A 15,612-nucleotide genomic window follows, 5' to 3' on the forward strand; every position below is an offset into this window, starting at 1 on the left:
CCGAACAGAGAAGTTAAGCCCGCCAGAGCCGATGGTACTGCGGTAAAACGTGGGAGAGTAGGTCGGTGCCAAACTTTACAATCAGCCCCCTTCAGTAATGATCGGGGCTTTTTTTATACATTGGACTTTTTTGATCAGCTAAACCGAACATCTCGTTTCGCAACAGCAATGGATAGTGTGCCTCCCGGTACTCAAAAGCAGACAAGAACCTTAAATAGCAAATGAATATCAGGTCTGCATTTAGTTTTTAGCTATTGCAAAATTCGCCTGGCTTTAAAGTCAACACATACCTCTTTATGAAACGTAAGTTAACTGCGCCATTATTCCCTCCTGCGGTAGGTTAGGGAATAGCATAATATGAGCAGTTATCCTCAAGAATTCTATTAGCTACTATCCCTGCAAAATAAAACTCAGTATATTGCCTGCATTAAACCTTAACAGCATGAATGCAGCAGAAACTGCACTTTGGAAAAAAATCAGACTATTTCGAATTGATGATCCAGGCGTATCTTTTAAATTTTCTGATCGATTGGCGCGGGAAAATGGATGGTCAGCACAATACACCCACCGGGTTATAGATGAATATAAGAAATTTATATTTCTTTGTTGCGTATCAACAACCGGAGTTACACCATCTGATCCGGTTGACCAGGCATGGCATCTGCATTTAACGTATACACGTTCTTATTGGATATATCTTTGTCAGGATACGCTTGGCAAACCAATACATCATAATCCAACCAACGGTGGCGAGAAAGAAGCAGTTCGTTTTAAGCACTATTATACTTCTTCTGACAGCTTATACCAGCAATATTTCGGCACAGTACCACCTGCTGATATTTGGCATAACAGCGATAAACGGTTTACAGACATTAATTTTCAGCGAATTAATTTGCGCAGTAACTGGGTTATCAAAAAGCCAGAGATCGCTAAGCAACACATAATATTACTTTCAATCTTCGCAGCAAATATATTGTTTGTGCAGGCTGCGGAATTAACGATCATACCCGTACTGGGTTTGATCGTTATATTCATTGTTATCGCGGTATACAGAAAACGTGGCAGTGAGATAAATAAAAAAGGCGACAATGGTACCGACTGTACGGCCGGTTGCGGCGGAGAAAATAGCTCATGGCATTCTAACCATCACACGTCTGATAGTTCACATCATTCGGGCGATAGCGGTTGCAGCAGCGGTTGTTCTAATTCCGGTTGCAGTGGCTGCGGGAGCGACTAAGCCTGTGCCATTTGTACCCTTCGAGATGTTTTGGCCAATCTCGGTCTGGCTGTTTTTTTGCGCCTGCCCCACCATATAATAAAACCTGTTACCGGCATGCTGGCACATATCAGGCTGCCAAAAAATGCGGCTACTTTGCCCGCCAGGCCGGCAATGGCACCTACGTGTATATCATAATTCATGCGGGCAATTTTGTCGGCAGTACTGGCCTTTGCTAACCGGCCATAAACGTGTTTAACAGGTATTTCTTTCAGTGTGTATTGATCGTAAAAACGATAATCGGCCTGCCAGTAAGTATATGTGTCAGGATTTACAGCTATCTCAATAGCAGCCTTGTTGTTTTCAGGGAAATGTACATCTATACTGCCTTTAAAGTTTCTGAGTGTATCATTTGTTCGTGCCCAAAGTATGTCAGTGGCAGGTGCATTGTTATCTTTTAGATGGATCTTGGTCGTGTCAGACACCGACTCGGCAAACTCTACCTGCGCTTTACCGCCCGAGGTTACCCAGTATACTGATTTTGCAAACCACTGAAAACCCCAAACCAAGCCTGTAATGGCAATAAAAATGATCACCCAGGTCATGTAAAAGCCTAATACGTTATGCAGATCGTAATTTACCCTGCGCCATTTGGCATTCCATTTTATGCTAAAGCGTTGCCTGGAGGCAGCCTTGTTTTTTGGCCACCACAATACAATGCCCGAGATAAGCAGAAATAAGAACATTAAAGTGCCGGTAGCTACTATAGGCTGCCCGATTTTGGGCGGCAGCCACAGGTAAAAATGCCCGTCAATCACTATCCTGAAAAAATCCTGGTTCATGTCTTTAGCCTTCAATACCTCTCCGGTATAAGGGTTCATAAAAACAATCAGGTAATACGATGGCTCATATCCGTAATAAACTGCCATTGCGGCTTTGCCGGGCTCGTAGTTGATGCTATGCGGCTCCTTACCCGGGTATTGTTTATTAGCTATCTCACGCAATTTTGATGGTGGCAGTACTGGTTTGTTTTGTACGGCGGCAAAGCGATAAGGCTGCGTAACATTTTCAATCTCTCGCTCAAAGGCAAGTATGCAGCCAGTTATGCCCAAAAAACAAACCAAAAGGCCCGACGCAAGGCCGAGCCAAAGGTGAAGTCTTCCGATCCAGTATTTAAAGTTTTTTTTCGCTGCCATTACAAGTACAATTGAATGACAAAAATGCGAAAAATATCTTTATTAAGATTGATTACAAATAAATTCTTTACAGCATAACCGCTTTTAACACGCCTTGCGCGTATTCACCCCAATCCTTCATGGCGCTTTTTACAGTGTTCACAAAGGTTTTACGGTCAACCGTTTTGCCTTTAGCCGGGGCGTTTAATGCTGCGGCAGGTACACTGGTATCAGTTACCTTGGTAGCAAACCAGGTTACGTTATCATGCGGAAGGGCTACACCCAATATCATGCCCGGTAAACCGGTGAATGATTCGGGGCCGCCGGAAACCGGTATCTCATCAGTATAAAAAGCTACCACATAAATAGAATCCATTACCAGGGCATTGGCGCGGCGGCATTCATAACCGGCAATGTTGCGGGTTTCGCTGGTTATTTTCCATTTTATCTGGCGGGTACTGTCTTTCAATAAAAAAGTTTCTTCAAATACTTTTTTCTGAGCAATAATTTTGCTGGTGCTCAAATCAGTAAATACAGTATTATTTTGCCCTACAATAGCGCGGTTGCCCCAATACTGCGGGTTGTTTTCTTCGGGGATGGGTGTAAAAAGCGTTTTGTTATCACCAAAGGTTAAAGTGCTTTTAAGCTTTTTAAATTGGGGGTTATTTTTTTTATAGGCATCATACATGCCGTTCATGTAGCTCTCGTTTTGCGGGTTGATCTCCTTGCGGATGAGCGCGTACATATTGGCCGATTTTTCAAACTCGATGGTACCCGATTTGGTAAAGTGTTTGTTTTGCGCATACAAGCTGCCAGCACTTAATATAATGAGCACGGTAAGTGCTGTAAGTTTTTTATATATGGTTTTCATTGTGATATTAGTTTTTGGCAACGCCGCCGCCCATGTGGTTAAAATCATAACTAATTGAGAACATAAAATACCTGCGTATGGTGGTGTAAGTATTTTGGTAGATAACGTTATTATTGGCGCTACGGCTGAAACCGGTGTTTTGGTTTAGCAAATCGTTTACAGTTAATGATAGTCGCAGATTATCCTGTTTCATAAAAGTTTTTGCGATTGACGCATTCCATATAGTACGGCGAAACGGATCGGCGAATGTTTGTGTTGCTGCCTGGTACTCATGCTCTATATCCGAGCCGACTTGAAATTTAAAAGGCAGATAAACGTTAAAACTACCCGATAAGTTATAGGCTCTGCCATTGCTGTTCAGATCGGGGTTCAATGATGTTTCATTGGTATTGTATGACGGACGGAAATCAACCCTTACATCGTATTTTTTAGTAGCATATTTAGATAGTGATACGCCTAAAGAATACGAGTAAGCTTTGGTACGATTCTCCTGATTATTCACCATGTTGTAATAAGTCTGGCCGTTAATATTTCCGTTCAAACCGGCATTTAAGCCCCAGAAAATTTTACGGTTATACCACAGCCCGCCGTAAAAATTGTTGGTTTTACGGTTTGGTAGATTAAATGATTGGATAACGCTTCTGCCGGTTATGGTATCGGTAAGTACATTGGTAACTATAGGGTTAGTAGTTAATGAGTACGATCCGTACAAATTCATCCATTCATCGGCCAGTACTTTGTATGAGTTGGCGCTAAAATTAAAGCGATGGGTGAATGAAGGATCAAGATCAGGGTTACCCAGGGTAATGTTCAAAGGGTCATTATTGATGCGGATAGGTTGTACCTGATCAATAGTTGGCTGAGTGGTGTTACCATTGTATGATAACCTGAGCGATTTTTGCTGCGAAAAACGATATTGCCAGGTAGCCTGCGGAAACCAGTTGGTAAAGTTCCTGTCAAACCGCATGTTGTTAATGCGGTTAACCTGTTCAAAATTCACAATTGCAGCGCGTGTACCAAAGTTTAACGTGGTTTTGCCTTTTTTATAGTTAAACATTGCCCCCGCCTGGTTTGATAGCTGATTTAGTTTAAAATCACTGCTTAATGAGTCTATCTGGCGGTTGTAACTGCCGTTGCCAAGCGTTTGTTCAAATGTGCGCCTGTTGGCAGTAGCGTTATTAATATTTACACCATAATTAACCACAACCGAAAAATCTTTGGTGATGGGCTCGGTATAGGTGATGTTTGAATTCAGCACCACGCTTTCCAGGTCATTTACCTTATACTGGTCAATATTGGTCGTACTGTCAAGCGCGCCGGTTCTGTCGTAATAATTAATAATTGATTTCAGGAAGCCGTCGGCATTGTTACGGGTTACCGATGGTGCTATGTTTACTGAGAAAGTACGGCCTTTTTTCTTTAACTTTTTGTTGTAAAAGATAGACGCGTTGAATAGTTTTTGGCTGCCATCAGTGGTTAGTTCACGCACGTTATCGTTCTGTAAGGTATCGTTACGTCTGCTCACAGAGTTGAAGTTTTGGCGGGTATCGCTTTCTTTTAACGTACCGCCAAAGGTTAGTTTAAGGTTTGATGTGGTATCAATTTTCAGGTTATAAGTACCATCGAGTTTTTGTCTGAACAGGTAGTTATCGAATTTCTGATCGGAAAGCGTGGTTTGGCTAAGCGTTGGCGATAGGTTGTTAACATTGATGGAATTGTTGGTGCCTTCAACCTCGATCGAACCAATTTTATAATTGCCATTGATAGATTCCTTATCATCATTCCACTTGGTATCATAATGCAAACCACCGGTACGGGCTGTCGGCAAGCCCTGGCCGCTGTAACGGCCATCAAATGAGTCCAGATCATCACCGCCGCCGCTAAAAAAGATGGATACACTGCCATCATCCCCATAGGTAACATTGTCTGATCCGCCGCCGTATTTATCGTTATCAGTCCACCCAAGCCCGGTTTTGCCGGTATTGCTCAGCGTGCCGTATGCCGAAAATTTTTGCTTGCCTTTAAAGGTATTGAACATCAGTTCGCTTTGGTTAAAACCGCGCGTACCTACGGCCGCCTGCGCCTTGCCGAACGATCCGCTTTTTTTATCCTCTTTAAGTTTAATGTTGAGTGTCTTGGTTTTTTGGCCGTCATCAATACCTGTAAACGTAGCCTGGTCGCTCTTTTTATCGTAAAGCTGCACCTTGTCAACCATATCGGCACGCAGGTTTTTAGTAACCAGGGTAGGGTCATCGCCAAAAAACTCTTCGCCATCAACCAATACCTTGCTTACGGTTTCGCCCTGGGCGGTTATCTTGCCGTCCTTATCAACCTGTATGCCTTGCAGTTGTTTTAGCAGGTCTTCAACCTTGGCGTTGGGTTGTATGCTATAGGTTTTGGCATCGTATTCGGTAGTGTCGCCTTTTATCTTGATTTGTGCCGCGGTGCCCTTAACCATTACTTCCTGCAACAATCTTGACTTTAGGCTGAGCTTTACCGTATTAAAATTGTAATCTGTTTTAGTGCCTTCCAGTTTAAACTGCTCCACATAGTCGGCATACTCAGGGTAAGCTACCAGCAGTATGTAACTGCCTGCGGCCAGTTTGGGAAAGTGGAACGAGCCATCCTGCGCGGCACGGGCATACGTAACCAGTACTGAGTCCTTAGCCTGAAGGATACTTACTGACGCGTTCTCGAGCTTTACATTTGACGCGGTATCAGCAACAATACCTTTTGCCGTGTAATTGGTGGGGGATGGTGTTTGTGCGAACACCGACAGGCTGCTTATCAGTAACATAACAAGAGCCGTAATTGTGTACTTCATATAAAGAGTATAGGTTTGAGCAATGATAACTAAATTTTTAGGTAATAAAAACGGAGTTGTTGGCTATTAACTTTTTTTAACACTTTTTAACAGTATTGTTACGTAATAGCCGTAGATAAGACAGTATTATAAAGTATTGTGTTACAATAATTAAAAAATAAACCGGCGGTTAAGCTGCAAATACCTTACGTTCTGTATGTTAAAAAATTGGATAAAAATTAGCCATAACGCCTTATAACGGCATTTTGCTAAAGCAGGCAATTGTAGCGTAAATTCAAAAAAGCTATACTGTTTATTATCAAGCGTAAAAAATTTGATAATACCTTTTAGCAAAATCAAAAAGCCATATATTAGCAGCTTTGGAAAAACCCATACAAAACCAACCAAATGAAAAAATTATTAACTATTACTTTTTTATTAACCATCATCTTCAGGTCGTACGGTCAGCAAACTGACTTGGCCGCCCTGGTGAACCCGCTGATGGGTACCGATTCGCAGTACGATCTGTCGAACGGTAATACTTATCCGGCTATAGCTGTGCCATGGGGCATGAACTTTTGGTCGGCACAAACCGGTAAAATGGGCGACGGGTGGATGTACACCTACGATGCGCACAAGATACGCGGCTTTAAACAAACCCACCAGCCATCACCATGGATGAATGATTATGGCCAGTTTGCCATAATGCCGGTTGTAGGCAAAGGCAAGGTAAACCAGGATGCAAGGGCCAGTTGGTTCTCGCACAAGGCCGAGGTTACCAAACCTTATTACTACAGCGTTTACCTGGCTGATCATGATATAGCTACCGAGATCACCCCTACCGAGCGTGCGGCGCAGTTTCGTTTCACTTACCCTAAGAGTGATGAGTCATTTATTGTGATTGACGCGCTGGATCGTGGCTCATACATCAAAGTATATCCGGAGCAAAAAAAGATAGTAGGTTACTCAACCAAATATGCGCGCGGCCCGCTTAAAAACTTTAAAAACTTTTTTGTTATTTATGTAGATAAACCGATAACTGTTGCCAAAACTTACAAAGATACTGTAGAGAACAACGGCCTTGAGGTTGATGATAAACACGCGCTGGCCGTTATTGGTTTCAAAACCGTAAAAGGCGAAAAAGTGAACCTGCGTGTAGCTTCATCATTTGTGAGCATTGAGCAGGCTGATTTGAACCTTAAACGTGAGCTTGCAGGTGACAGCTTTGATCAAACTAAAGAAAAAGCGCACACCATCTGGAATAAAACCCTTGGCCGTTTAACGGTTGAAGGTGGTACCGACGAGCAGCAACGTACTTTTTACTCGTGCTTATACCGCATGCTGTTCTTCCCGAACAAATTGTACGAGATTGACGCGAACAACAAAATTGTTCACTACAGCCCGCACACCGGCAAAACCGAGCCTGGTTACAAATTCGCAGGTACCGGTTTTTGGGATACCTTTAGGGCATTATATCCATTCCTGAACCTGGTTTACCCATCTATCAACAAAGAGATGCAGCAAGGCCTGATCAGTGATTACAAGGAAGGCGGCTGGTTGCCTGAGTGGTCAAGCCCGGGTTATGCCGATATTATGATCGGTAATAACTCAGCCTCGGTAGTTGCTGATGCCTATATAAAAGGTGGCCGTGGTTATGATATCAATACCCTTTGGGATGCCGTGATACATGGCGCTAATAACGAGGATGCTAAGAATTCATCAATCGGTCGTCGTGGTGTTAAGTATTATAACGACTTAGGCTATGTACCTTACGATGTTAAGATAAACGAGAACGCTGCCCGTACATTAGAGTACGCTTATGATGACTTTGCCATCTACAGCCTGGGTAAAGCGTTAGGCAAACCTGAGTCGGAGATCGCTATCTACAAAAAACGCAGCCGTAATTACCGCAACCTGTTTGATAAATCAACAGGTTTTATGCGCGGTAAAAACCAGGATGGTACGTTTGCTTCGCCATTCAGCCCGCTTAAATGGGGTGATGCCTTTACCGAAGGTAATAGCTGGCACTATACCTGGAGCGTTTTTCATGATATTAAAGGTTTGATAAACCTGTATGGCGGCAACAAGCAATTCGCTAACAAGTTGGATTCGGTGTTCATCATGCCACCGGTATTTGATGACAGCTACTATGGCGGTGTTATCCACGAGATCCGCGAGATGCAGATTGTGAACATGGGCCAGTACGCGCATGGTAACCAGCCCATACAACACATGACTTACCTGTACAATTACGCTGCCGAGCCGTGGAAGAGCCAGTACCACGTACGTGAGGTAATGGATAAGCTGTACAAACCAACCCCTGATGGTTACTGCGGTGATGAGGATAACGGCCAAACATCGGCATGGTATGTATTCTCGGCAATGGGTTTCTACCCGGTATGCCCGGCGGTTAATCAGTATGTTATTGGTTCGCCACTGTTTAAAAAGGTAACATTAAAGCTGGAGAATGGCAAAACTGTTACTATTAACGCCGCTAATAACAGCAAAGCAACCCGCTACGTTAATACCGTTACAGTTGATGGAAAACCATACACCCATAACTGGTTAAGCCACACGGCACTGCAAAAAGGTGGTGTTATTAACTTTAACATGTCGGCACAGCCAAACAAAACACGTGGTACAGGCGCGGCAGATGCACCGTACTCGTTGTCGGATACTGAGAAGTAATAGCTGATTATTATGATATAAAAAAGGGGCTGTATTGAAAAATACAGCCCCTTTTTATGCTATCTGTCAACTTTTTTACTGCTGCACAATTTGCCATTGCTGGTTGTTGCCGCCATTCCACGGCCATTGAATAATGTTTGCACCGTCAGCGGTTGAGCTGCCGTTAACATCAAGCGCCTGGCCGCTGTTGCGGTTGATGATGCGGTAATAGCCGCCGCCATTATCAACCACCTGCCATTGCTGGCTGTTGCTTCCGCTCCAGGTTGATTGTGTAATACCCGCGCCATTGGTGGTCGATCCGCCGTTAACTTCAAGCGCCTTACCGCTATTGCGGTTGATGATACGGTAATAACCGCCGCCATTATCAATAATTTGCCACTGCTGGTTGTTGCCGCCATTCCATGGCCATTGTATAATGTTGGCACCGTTGCTGGTTGAGCCGCCGTTAACGTCGAGCGCCTTGCCGCTGTTACGGTTATTAATACGGTAGTAGGCTGTTGAGTTAAAGGTGCTGCCCTCACCCCAGCCATAACGTATACGCACCAAACCTGATGCATTGGTGGTAGTAAGCGTAATGTTGGTACCACTGCCGCCACGGGTTTGTATGCTGTAACTGTCGCCATCGCGCAGGCCGGGCCAGTAAACGCTGGCAATGCCATCAGCTCTGAAAACGTTTGTTGAGCCAACTATATAAGCTATCTCGTTATCGCTGCCTACGGCACCGGTATAATTTTTGCTGGTAGTCATGGCGGCACCGTATTCAGTTACCACGGTGCGGCTGGCATAGCTGCCAAAGCGGCTGCGCCAGTCGGATTCCCAGCCGCTGAGTGTGCGGGTAGCCCAAAAGGCATAGTTGTGCAGCGAGAGCAGGCAATTGGTAAAGCGGCTGTCGGCTCCAATACCGGTCACATTTTCGGAGTAACCGGTACCGCCAAGCAAAATCCTGTTACGCGGAACATTGGGGTAACGGGTAAGCCATTCGGCGTAAATGGTGGTAAGCTGTGCCTGGGTGTAACCGTGCGGCTCGTTAAATACCTCAAAATACACATTGGCGTTGCCCTGGTATTTGGTAACCACGGTTTGCCACATATCCCAAAACTGGGTGGTATTATCAATAATACCGTCGCGGGATGAGGCTGCTTCCCAGCAGGCCAGTATTACCTTCATGTTTTTGTTGAGGGCGCGGTCAATAGCGCCGGTGTATGAGCCCCACCATGACTCAAGCACACTTGGCGGATTGATAGGTAGCCTAACGGTATTTACACCGGGCATATTGGTTTGAAAGCCGGTTAAAATAGCGTTCGCCTTGTCAGAAACCGTAGTATAACTGTCGCCAGCGTCAAGGCCCGAAGGGATCACCCATCCATCCACAAAGTTATCGCGCCCATCAGCCCAGTTAACACCGGCTATGGAGGCCGCGCCAACGGCCAGCGTTTGCGTATCCGTGTGGTTTTCGGGCGGTTTAATGTCTGCTTGTTTCTCTTTTGAACAGCTTGACCATAGCAAAGCCAGTAAGCCAAGCAACATAAGTGTCTTTCTTTTCATAATTTAAGGTTAAGAAGTGATGAACTATTGGTTAGTAGATCTATAATTGATACGAAAATCGGTGTTTTTTTTTAATGCAGGTGAGGGGTAAACGGATAGAATTCAAGGGAGTAACGGATAAAATAGCGATCCGGATACTTTATTTGATAATGTATAAGTTACATAGAAAGGCCTTGCCCGGGGGTATTTTTGTTTGCATTTAACTATGTATTTTCATTAGTTTTAGGCCGGCACAAATATATCAGCCAATTAGTAACCTGTTTCTGTACCTGTCTTTTATTTAACCGGCGCTAATGTGCCATACTGATAATGGAAAGTATTTGCGGTTTGCTAAAACGTTTATGTTGATAAGGGCGTGTACAATTGTACCAAATATTAACGTTATGCTGATGCCAAAATATAAATCAAATAAGCGGGCCTTAAGCCCGGTATCGGAATAAATTAAACTATGGAAAGAAGAAAATTCATTGCCAGCACCGCTATGTTAGGTGCGGGCGTATTGGCCGGCAAGCTATCAGTTGCGGGCTCACTGGCTGATTACCCGGTTGTGCGGGTGGCGGCGGCCAAGCGTAACTTTACCAGCAAAGCAGTAGAGGCGGCCATTAAGGAGTTTAAACAAAAAGTAAAAGATAAGGAGCTGGGCTGGCTGTTTGAAAACTGTTTCCCGAACACATTAGATACAACGGTTACTTACAAACAAAAGGATGGCCGCCCGGATACTTATGTAATTACCGGCGATATTGATGCCATGTGGCTGCGTGACAGCAGCGCGCAGGTTTGGCCGTACTTTCACCTGATCAAAAAAGATAAAGCGTTGCAGGACCTGATTGCCGGGGTAATTAACCGCCAGGCAACAAACGTACTGCGCGACCCATATGCCAACGCGTTTTATGATGACGCGGCAAAGGTAGGCGAATGGAAAACAGATCATACTGATATGAAACCCGGCCTGCACGAGCGTAAATGGGAGATCGACTCGCTTTGTTACCCCATCAGGCTGGCGTACCAGTACTGGAAATTAACCGGCGATACCAAGCCGTTTGATGCTACCTGGAAAAAATCTATCGAAACCATACTGAAAACATTTATTGAGCAGCAGCGCAAGGATGGCGACGGACCATACCATTTTCAGCGTACCACCCAGTTTGCTACCGATACGGTGCCGATGAGCGGTTACGGCTACCCTGTTAAACCTGTAGGTTTAATTTGTTCAGCCTTCAGGCCGAGCGATGATGCTACGGTATATTCATTTCTCATCCCGTCAAACTTTTTCGCGGTTACCAGCCTTAAACAAGCTGCCGAGATGGTTAAAACGTTGTTAAAAGATGATGCTTTGGCATCGCAATTAACGGCCCTGGCTACCGAGGTTGACGCTGCTTTAAAAGAGCATGCCGTTATCGATGTACCTAAATATGGTAAGGTGTATGCCTTTGAGGTGAACGGCTATGGCAGCTATAACCTGATGGATGATGCCAACGTACCAAGCCTGCTGTCACTGCCATATCTTGGCGCTATGCCGAATACCGATCCAGTATATATCAATACCCGTAAGATGATCCTTTCGCTGGATAATCCTTTCTTCTACAAAGGTACCGCGGCCGAAGGTATTGGCGGGCCGCACGTAGGTAAGGATATGATATGGCCAATGGCGATCATTATGCGCGCGCTTACAAGTAATGATGATGCCGAAATTAAAGAGTGTATACAGGTGCTGAAAAGAACCCATGGCGATACCGGCTTTATGCACGAAACTTTTCATAAGGATAATCCTAAAAAGTTTAGTCGCGCGTGGTTTGCGTGGGCAAATACGCTGTTTGGCGAGTTATTGTGGGAAACCTATCAAACCAAGCCGCAGCTTTTGCAGGCCTAACCGCAAAATCATCAGCCTATGAAATTAAGAATAATAGTAGCTATAGGCCTGTGTAGCGCGTTCGCCTTTAAGGCAGGCGCGCAAACCAGGGCCGAGTATCAGCAACGTATCAATACTTTATACAGCGGTGTGCAGCAGCATTTACATGATGCTGCCGCCGGTTTATATTATGAGGATACCAAGCCCGAATCAAAAAAGCGCCACTCGTACCTGTGGCCGCTTTGCGCGCTGGTGCAGGGTGCCGATGAAATGGATAAACTGGAGCCCAAAAAACATCGTATTGATACGGTATTGGCGGCTATCCAGCAATATTACCGTGCTACGCCACCCGCGCCGGGTTACCAGGCTATGGTGGTGCATGATGAGAAGGATTCTCGTTTTTACGATGACAACCAATGGATAGGTATTGCCGCTTTAGATGCTTATAACCGTACTAAAACCCAAAAATACCTGGAGCTGGGCAAGCTGATCCATCGCTTTCAGTTAACGGCGTATGATGATAAAGCCGGCGGCGGTTTGTACTGGAAAGAGGATGAGCGTACCACCAAAAATACCTGCTCAAACGGCCCGGCGGTATTGATCGCCCTGCAATTGTATAAGATAACCAAAGAGAAAAAGTACCTGGATACGGCGATGCTGATCTACAACTGGACAAATAAAAACCTGCAGGCACCATCGGGGGTATTTTATGATAACATCAAGATACCATCGTTAAATGTAGATAAAGCCACTTATACTTATAACGCGGGTACCATGCTGCAGGCTAACGTGCTGCTATATAACATTACTAAGGATCAGAAATATTTGACCGAGGCCAAGCGTATTGCCGATGCATCAAAAGCGCATTTTTTTCGTAACGGACGTTTGCCGGGCAATTACTGGTTCAACGCGGTGCTGATACGTGGTTACATGGAGCTGTACAAGGTGGAAAAGGATAAAACCCGCCTGCAATTTATTATTGACGATGCCAACGCCATCTGGAATACCGAACGCGAGGGTAACCTGGTAGGCAAGCGTAAAGAAAAAGCGTTAATTGACCAGGCCGCAATGATCGAGATCTACGGCAGGCTGGCCAGCCTCAAATAGCGAATTGCTTAAATTACTATATTAGCCATTCAGCCAGCCATATATTAAGGTTAGGATGAATGGCTTTTTTATGGATGCACCACCGGTTTATAAACGTACACGTATAGCACCCACGCCCAGCGGCTATCTGCATGTGGGCAATGCGTTATCGTTTATTATTACCGTCGGTTTGGCTGCCGAAACCGGCGCCCAAATACTTTTGCGTATTGATGATATGGATCGTGACCGTGCCGATAAGCGCTACGTGCAGGATGTTTTCGATATCCTGCAATTTTTAGATATACCCTGGCAGCAGGGGCCGCTGGATTTGCAGGATTATCAGGAGCAATGGTCGCAAATATTAAGGCTGGATAAGTATCATGACGCTTTAGGGCAACTACGGCAAAGCGGACAGGTATTTGCCTGCAATTGCAGCCGGTCGCAGTTAAAAGGGCATGCGGCTTATCCTGGTACCTGTCGCTATAAAAATATTCCGTTGGATGCACCCGATGTAAGCTGGCGTTTCAAAACCGAACGGGCAACTATCAGCGTAAAAACCCTGAACGGTAATATTACCGGGTACCTGCCCACTGAAATGACTGATTTTGTAGTACGCAAAAAAGATGGTTATCCGGCTTACCAGTTATCATCAGTTGTAGATGATGTGCATTTTGGCGTTGACCTCATTGTGCGTGGGCAGGACTTGTGGGCATCAACACTGGCGCAATTGTACCTGTCGCAAAGGTTGGGTTTGCCTTTTGGTGAGGTCACCTTTCATCATCACCCCTTATTGTTAGGCAGCGATGGTGCCAAACTATCTAAATCAGCAGGCGCTGCTTCTATCAAATATTTGCGCGAGCAAGGGCTATCAACCGTGCAAGTATTAAACACTATCGCCAAGCAAGCCGGAATAAAAGAGCCGGTGAGTGAATGGCGGCAGCTATATGAAAAACTTAAATTAAGACGGGGGTAAATTAGTTTACTGTCCGCCGGTTTTCAGGTACATGTAAATCACACCAACGGCTACTATAACAAGCAGAATCAGCAGGCCTGCTACACCGCGGCGTTTATCCTGGCGCATTATCCATATTAACAAAACTACCAGCGGTATAACAAATATTAACCAGAATATAAGCGAAGGGATACTCATGTTTTTGTATTGAGTCCGGCAGTCAGGCAAAAACCGTAAGTCCGGAAGTGTTTGCAAATATAGATTTTTTTTAGTCTGCAAGTCCGAAAGTCGGGAAAGTCCGCGAGTCCGAAAGTTGTGCTTCAGACTTGTCCCATACGGGTATTTCTTCTTCCTGACTTTCGGTCTTTCCGACTTCCTGACTTCCTTAAAACGGCATCCGCGCTAATGGCGCCACATCCTGCCCAATAAATTCACCTTTCAGGTATTTATGGTAACCGGCAATGGCTATCATGGCGGCATTGTCAGTACAGTATTCCATTTTGGGGATAAAGGTACGCCAGCCCAGTTTTTCGCCTAATTGCTGTAAGCCCTGGCGCAAGCCGGTATTGGCTGATACACCACCTGCTAAGGCAATATCGGTAATGCCATACTGCTCGGCAGCTTTACGTAGCTTGTTCAGTAAAATGGTGGCAATTCGTTTTTCAACCGAGGCGCATATATCATTTATGTTTTCCTCAATAAAATTGGGGTTGGCGGCAACATTATCCCGGATGAAGTACAGGATAGAGGTTTTTAATCCGCTAAAGCTAAAATCAAAACCCGGTATCTGCGGCTCGGGGAATTTGTACGCATCGGGGTTACCGTTGCGGGCATGTCTGTCAATCAGCGGGCCGCCGGGATAAGGCAGGCCTAATATCTTGCTCGTTTTATCCATGGCTTCACCGGCGGCATCGTCAAGCGTTTGGCCGATGATCTCCATGTCAAAATAATCCTTCACCAGCACAATTTGCGTATGCCCGCCCGAAACGGTAAGGCACAGAAAAGGGAATGCCGGTTTATTATCGCCAATAAAATGGGCCAAAACATGCGCCTGCATGTGGTTAACCTCTATCAGCGGGATGTTTTTTGCCAGCGCAAAAGCCTTGGCGAATGATACGCCAACTAAAAGTGAGCCTAAAAGTCCGGGGCCGCGTGTAAAAGCCACCGCATCAATATCATTTTTGCTTACTTTTGCGTTTAATAATGCCTGTTGAACAGCGGGAACGATATTTTGCTGATGCACACGCGAGGCAAGCTCGGGCACAACGCCTCCGTAAGCTTCATGTATGGTTTGATTGGCAATAATATTGCTTAGGATGTTACCGTCAGCGCATACTGCTGCCGAGGTTTCGTCGCACGAGGACTCTATGGCTAAAATTACAGGCACAATTATCTTTTAAAAAGCAAAGTTATTAAAAAAGTACTCA

11 protein-coding genes are annotated in these 15,612 nt (G+C 45.0%); 5 read left to right on the forward strand and 6 right to left on the reverse strand.

What is annotated here, in order from left to right; genetic code table 11:
* The first annotated feature begins 442 nt into the window (after positions 1-442).
* Positions 443-1,237, forward strand: coding sequence for a hypothetical protein (locus LJ707_RS19660; RefSeq protein WP_228954345.1), 795 nt, complete (start codon positions 443-445; stop codon positions 1,235-1,237).
* On the opposite strand, the gene LJ707_RS19665 is transcribed toward LJ707_RS19660, so the two are convergent.
* The 3 genes from LJ707_RS19665 to LJ707_RS19675 all read right to left on the reverse strand — a co-directional run bounded on the left by LJ707_RS19665 (position 1,234) and on the right by LJ707_RS19675 (position 6,086).
* Positions 1,234-2,412 (reverse strand): PepSY domain-containing protein, encoded by a 1,179-nt coding sequence (locus tag LJ707_RS19665; protein WP_228954348.1) that lies wholly within the window; start codon positions 2,410-2,412, stop codon positions 1,234-1,236. The two genes, LJ707_RS19660 and LJ707_RS19665, sit on opposite strands and share 4 nt — an antisense overlap.
* A gap of 67 nt (positions 2,413-2,479) precedes the next feature.
* Entirely contained in the window at positions 2,480-3,262 is a 783-nt protein-coding gene (locus LJ707_RS19670) for a GLPGLI family protein (RefSeq protein ID WP_228954350.1), read from the reverse strand.
* 7 nt (positions 3,263-3,269) lie between these two features.
* On the reverse strand, positions 3,270-6,086 hold the full coding sequence (locus LJ707_RS19675) for an outer membrane beta-barrel family protein (RefSeq protein ID WP_228954352.1): 2,817 nt from the start codon (positions 6,084-6,086) through the stop codon (positions 3,270-3,272).
* A gap of 387 nt (positions 6,087-6,473) precedes the next feature.
* Between LJ707_RS19675 and LJ707_RS19680 the strand changes: the two genes are divergently transcribed.
* Positions 6,474-8,753, forward strand: coding sequence for a GH92 family glycosyl hydrolase (locus LJ707_RS19680; protein WP_228954359.1), 2,280 nt, complete (start codon positions 6,474-6,476; stop codon positions 8,751-8,753).
* 75 nt (positions 8,754-8,828) lie between these two features.
* Here LJ707_RS19680 and LJ707_RS19685 read toward each other — a convergent pair whose 3' ends face one another.
* Entirely contained in the window at positions 8,829-10,298 is a 1,470-nt protein-coding gene (locus tag LJ707_RS19685; protein ID WP_228954361.1) for an RICIN domain-containing protein, read from the reverse strand.
* 448 nt (positions 10,299-10,746) lie between these two features.
* On the opposite strand from LJ707_RS19685, the gene LJ707_RS19690 reads away from it, so the two are divergent.
* Genes LJ707_RS19690 through LJ707_RS19700 form a run of 3 tightly spaced genes read left to right on the forward strand, consistent with a single transcriptional unit; the run spans position 10,747 to position 14,206 of the window.
* Positions 10,747-12,168 (forward strand): glycoside hydrolase family 125 protein, encoded by a 1,422-nt coding sequence (locus LJ707_RS19690; protein WP_228954363.1) that lies wholly within the window; start codon positions 10,747-10,749, stop codon positions 12,166-12,168.
* Between the two features lie 18 nt (positions 12,169-12,186).
* Positions 12,187-13,254, forward strand: a complete 1,068-nt coding sequence (locus LJ707_RS19695; RefSeq protein WP_228954365.1) for a glycoside hydrolase family 76 protein — start codon at positions 12,187-12,189, stop codon at positions 13,252-13,254.
* Positions 13,255-13,309: 55 nt separating this feature from the next.
* A complete protein-coding gene (locus tag LJ707_RS19700; protein ID WP_228954367.1) occupies positions 13,310-14,206 on the forward strand; it encodes a glutamate--tRNA ligase family protein in 897 nt (298 codons plus the stop codon).
* Between the two features lie 6 nt (positions 14,207-14,212).
* Here the strand turns inward: LJ707_RS19700 and LJ707_RS19705 are convergent, their stop codons facing one another.
* Positions 14,213-14,383 (reverse strand): hypothetical protein, encoded by a 171-nt coding sequence (locus LJ707_RS19705; RefSeq protein WP_228954369.1) that lies wholly within the window; start codon positions 14,381-14,383, stop codon positions 14,213-14,215.
* A gap of 187 nt (positions 14,384-14,570) precedes the next feature.
* Positions 14,571-15,572 carry a tRNA (adenosine(37)-N6)-threonylcarbamoyltransferase complex transferase subunit TsaD gene (tsaD, locus tag LJ707_RS19710; protein WP_228954371.1) on the reverse strand — a complete coding sequence of 334 codons (1,002 nt, stop codon included), beginning with the start codon at positions 15,570-15,572 and terminating at the stop codon, positions 14,571-14,573.
* Between the last annotated feature and the right edge of the window lie 40 nt (positions 15,573-15,612).

The sequence above is a fragment of the Mucilaginibacter sp. UR6-1 genome (assembly GCF_020880975.1).
GTDB lineage: Bacteria > Bacteroidota > Bacteroidia > Sphingobacteriales > Sphingobacteriaceae > Mucilaginibacter.

Bases quoted from the DNA above. Each gene is read 5' to 3' on its own strand.
- LJ707_RS19660 (WP_228954345.1), top strand. From the start codon at position 443: ATGAATGCAGCAGAAACTGCACTTTGGAAAAAAATCAGACTATTTCGA.
- LJ707_RS19665 (WP_228954348.1), bottom strand. From the start codon at position 2,412: ATGGCAGCGAAAAAAAACTTTAAATACTGGATCGGAAGACTTCACCTT.
- LJ707_RS19670 (WP_228954350.1), bottom strand. From the start codon at position 3,262: ATGAAAACCATATATAAAAAACTTACAGCACTTACCGTGCTCATTATA.
- LJ707_RS19675 (WP_228954352.1), bottom strand. From the start codon at position 6,086: ATGAAGTACACAATTACGGCTCTTGTTATGTTACTGATAAGCAGCCTG.
- LJ707_RS19680 (WP_228954359.1), top strand. From the start codon at position 6,474: ATGAAAAAATTATTAACTATTACTTTTTTATTAACCATCATCTTCAGG.
- LJ707_RS19685 (WP_228954361.1), bottom strand. From the start codon at position 10,298: ATGAAAAGAAAGACACTTATGTTGCTTGGCTTACTGGCTTTGCTATGG.
- LJ707_RS19690 (WP_228954363.1), top strand. From the start codon at position 10,747: ATGGAAAGAAGAAAATTCATTGCCAGCACCGCTATGTTAGGTGCGGGC.
- LJ707_RS19695 (WP_228954365.1), top strand. From the start codon at position 12,187: ATGAAATTAAGAATAATAGTAGCTATAGGCCTGTGTAGCGCGTTCGCC.
- LJ707_RS19700 (WP_228954367.1), top strand. From the start codon at position 13,310: ATGAATGGCTTTTTTATGGATGCACCACCGGTTTATAAACGTACACGT.
- LJ707_RS19705 (WP_228954369.1), bottom strand. From the start codon at position 14,383: ATGAGTATCCCTTCGCTTATATTCTGGTTAATATTTGTTATACCGCTG.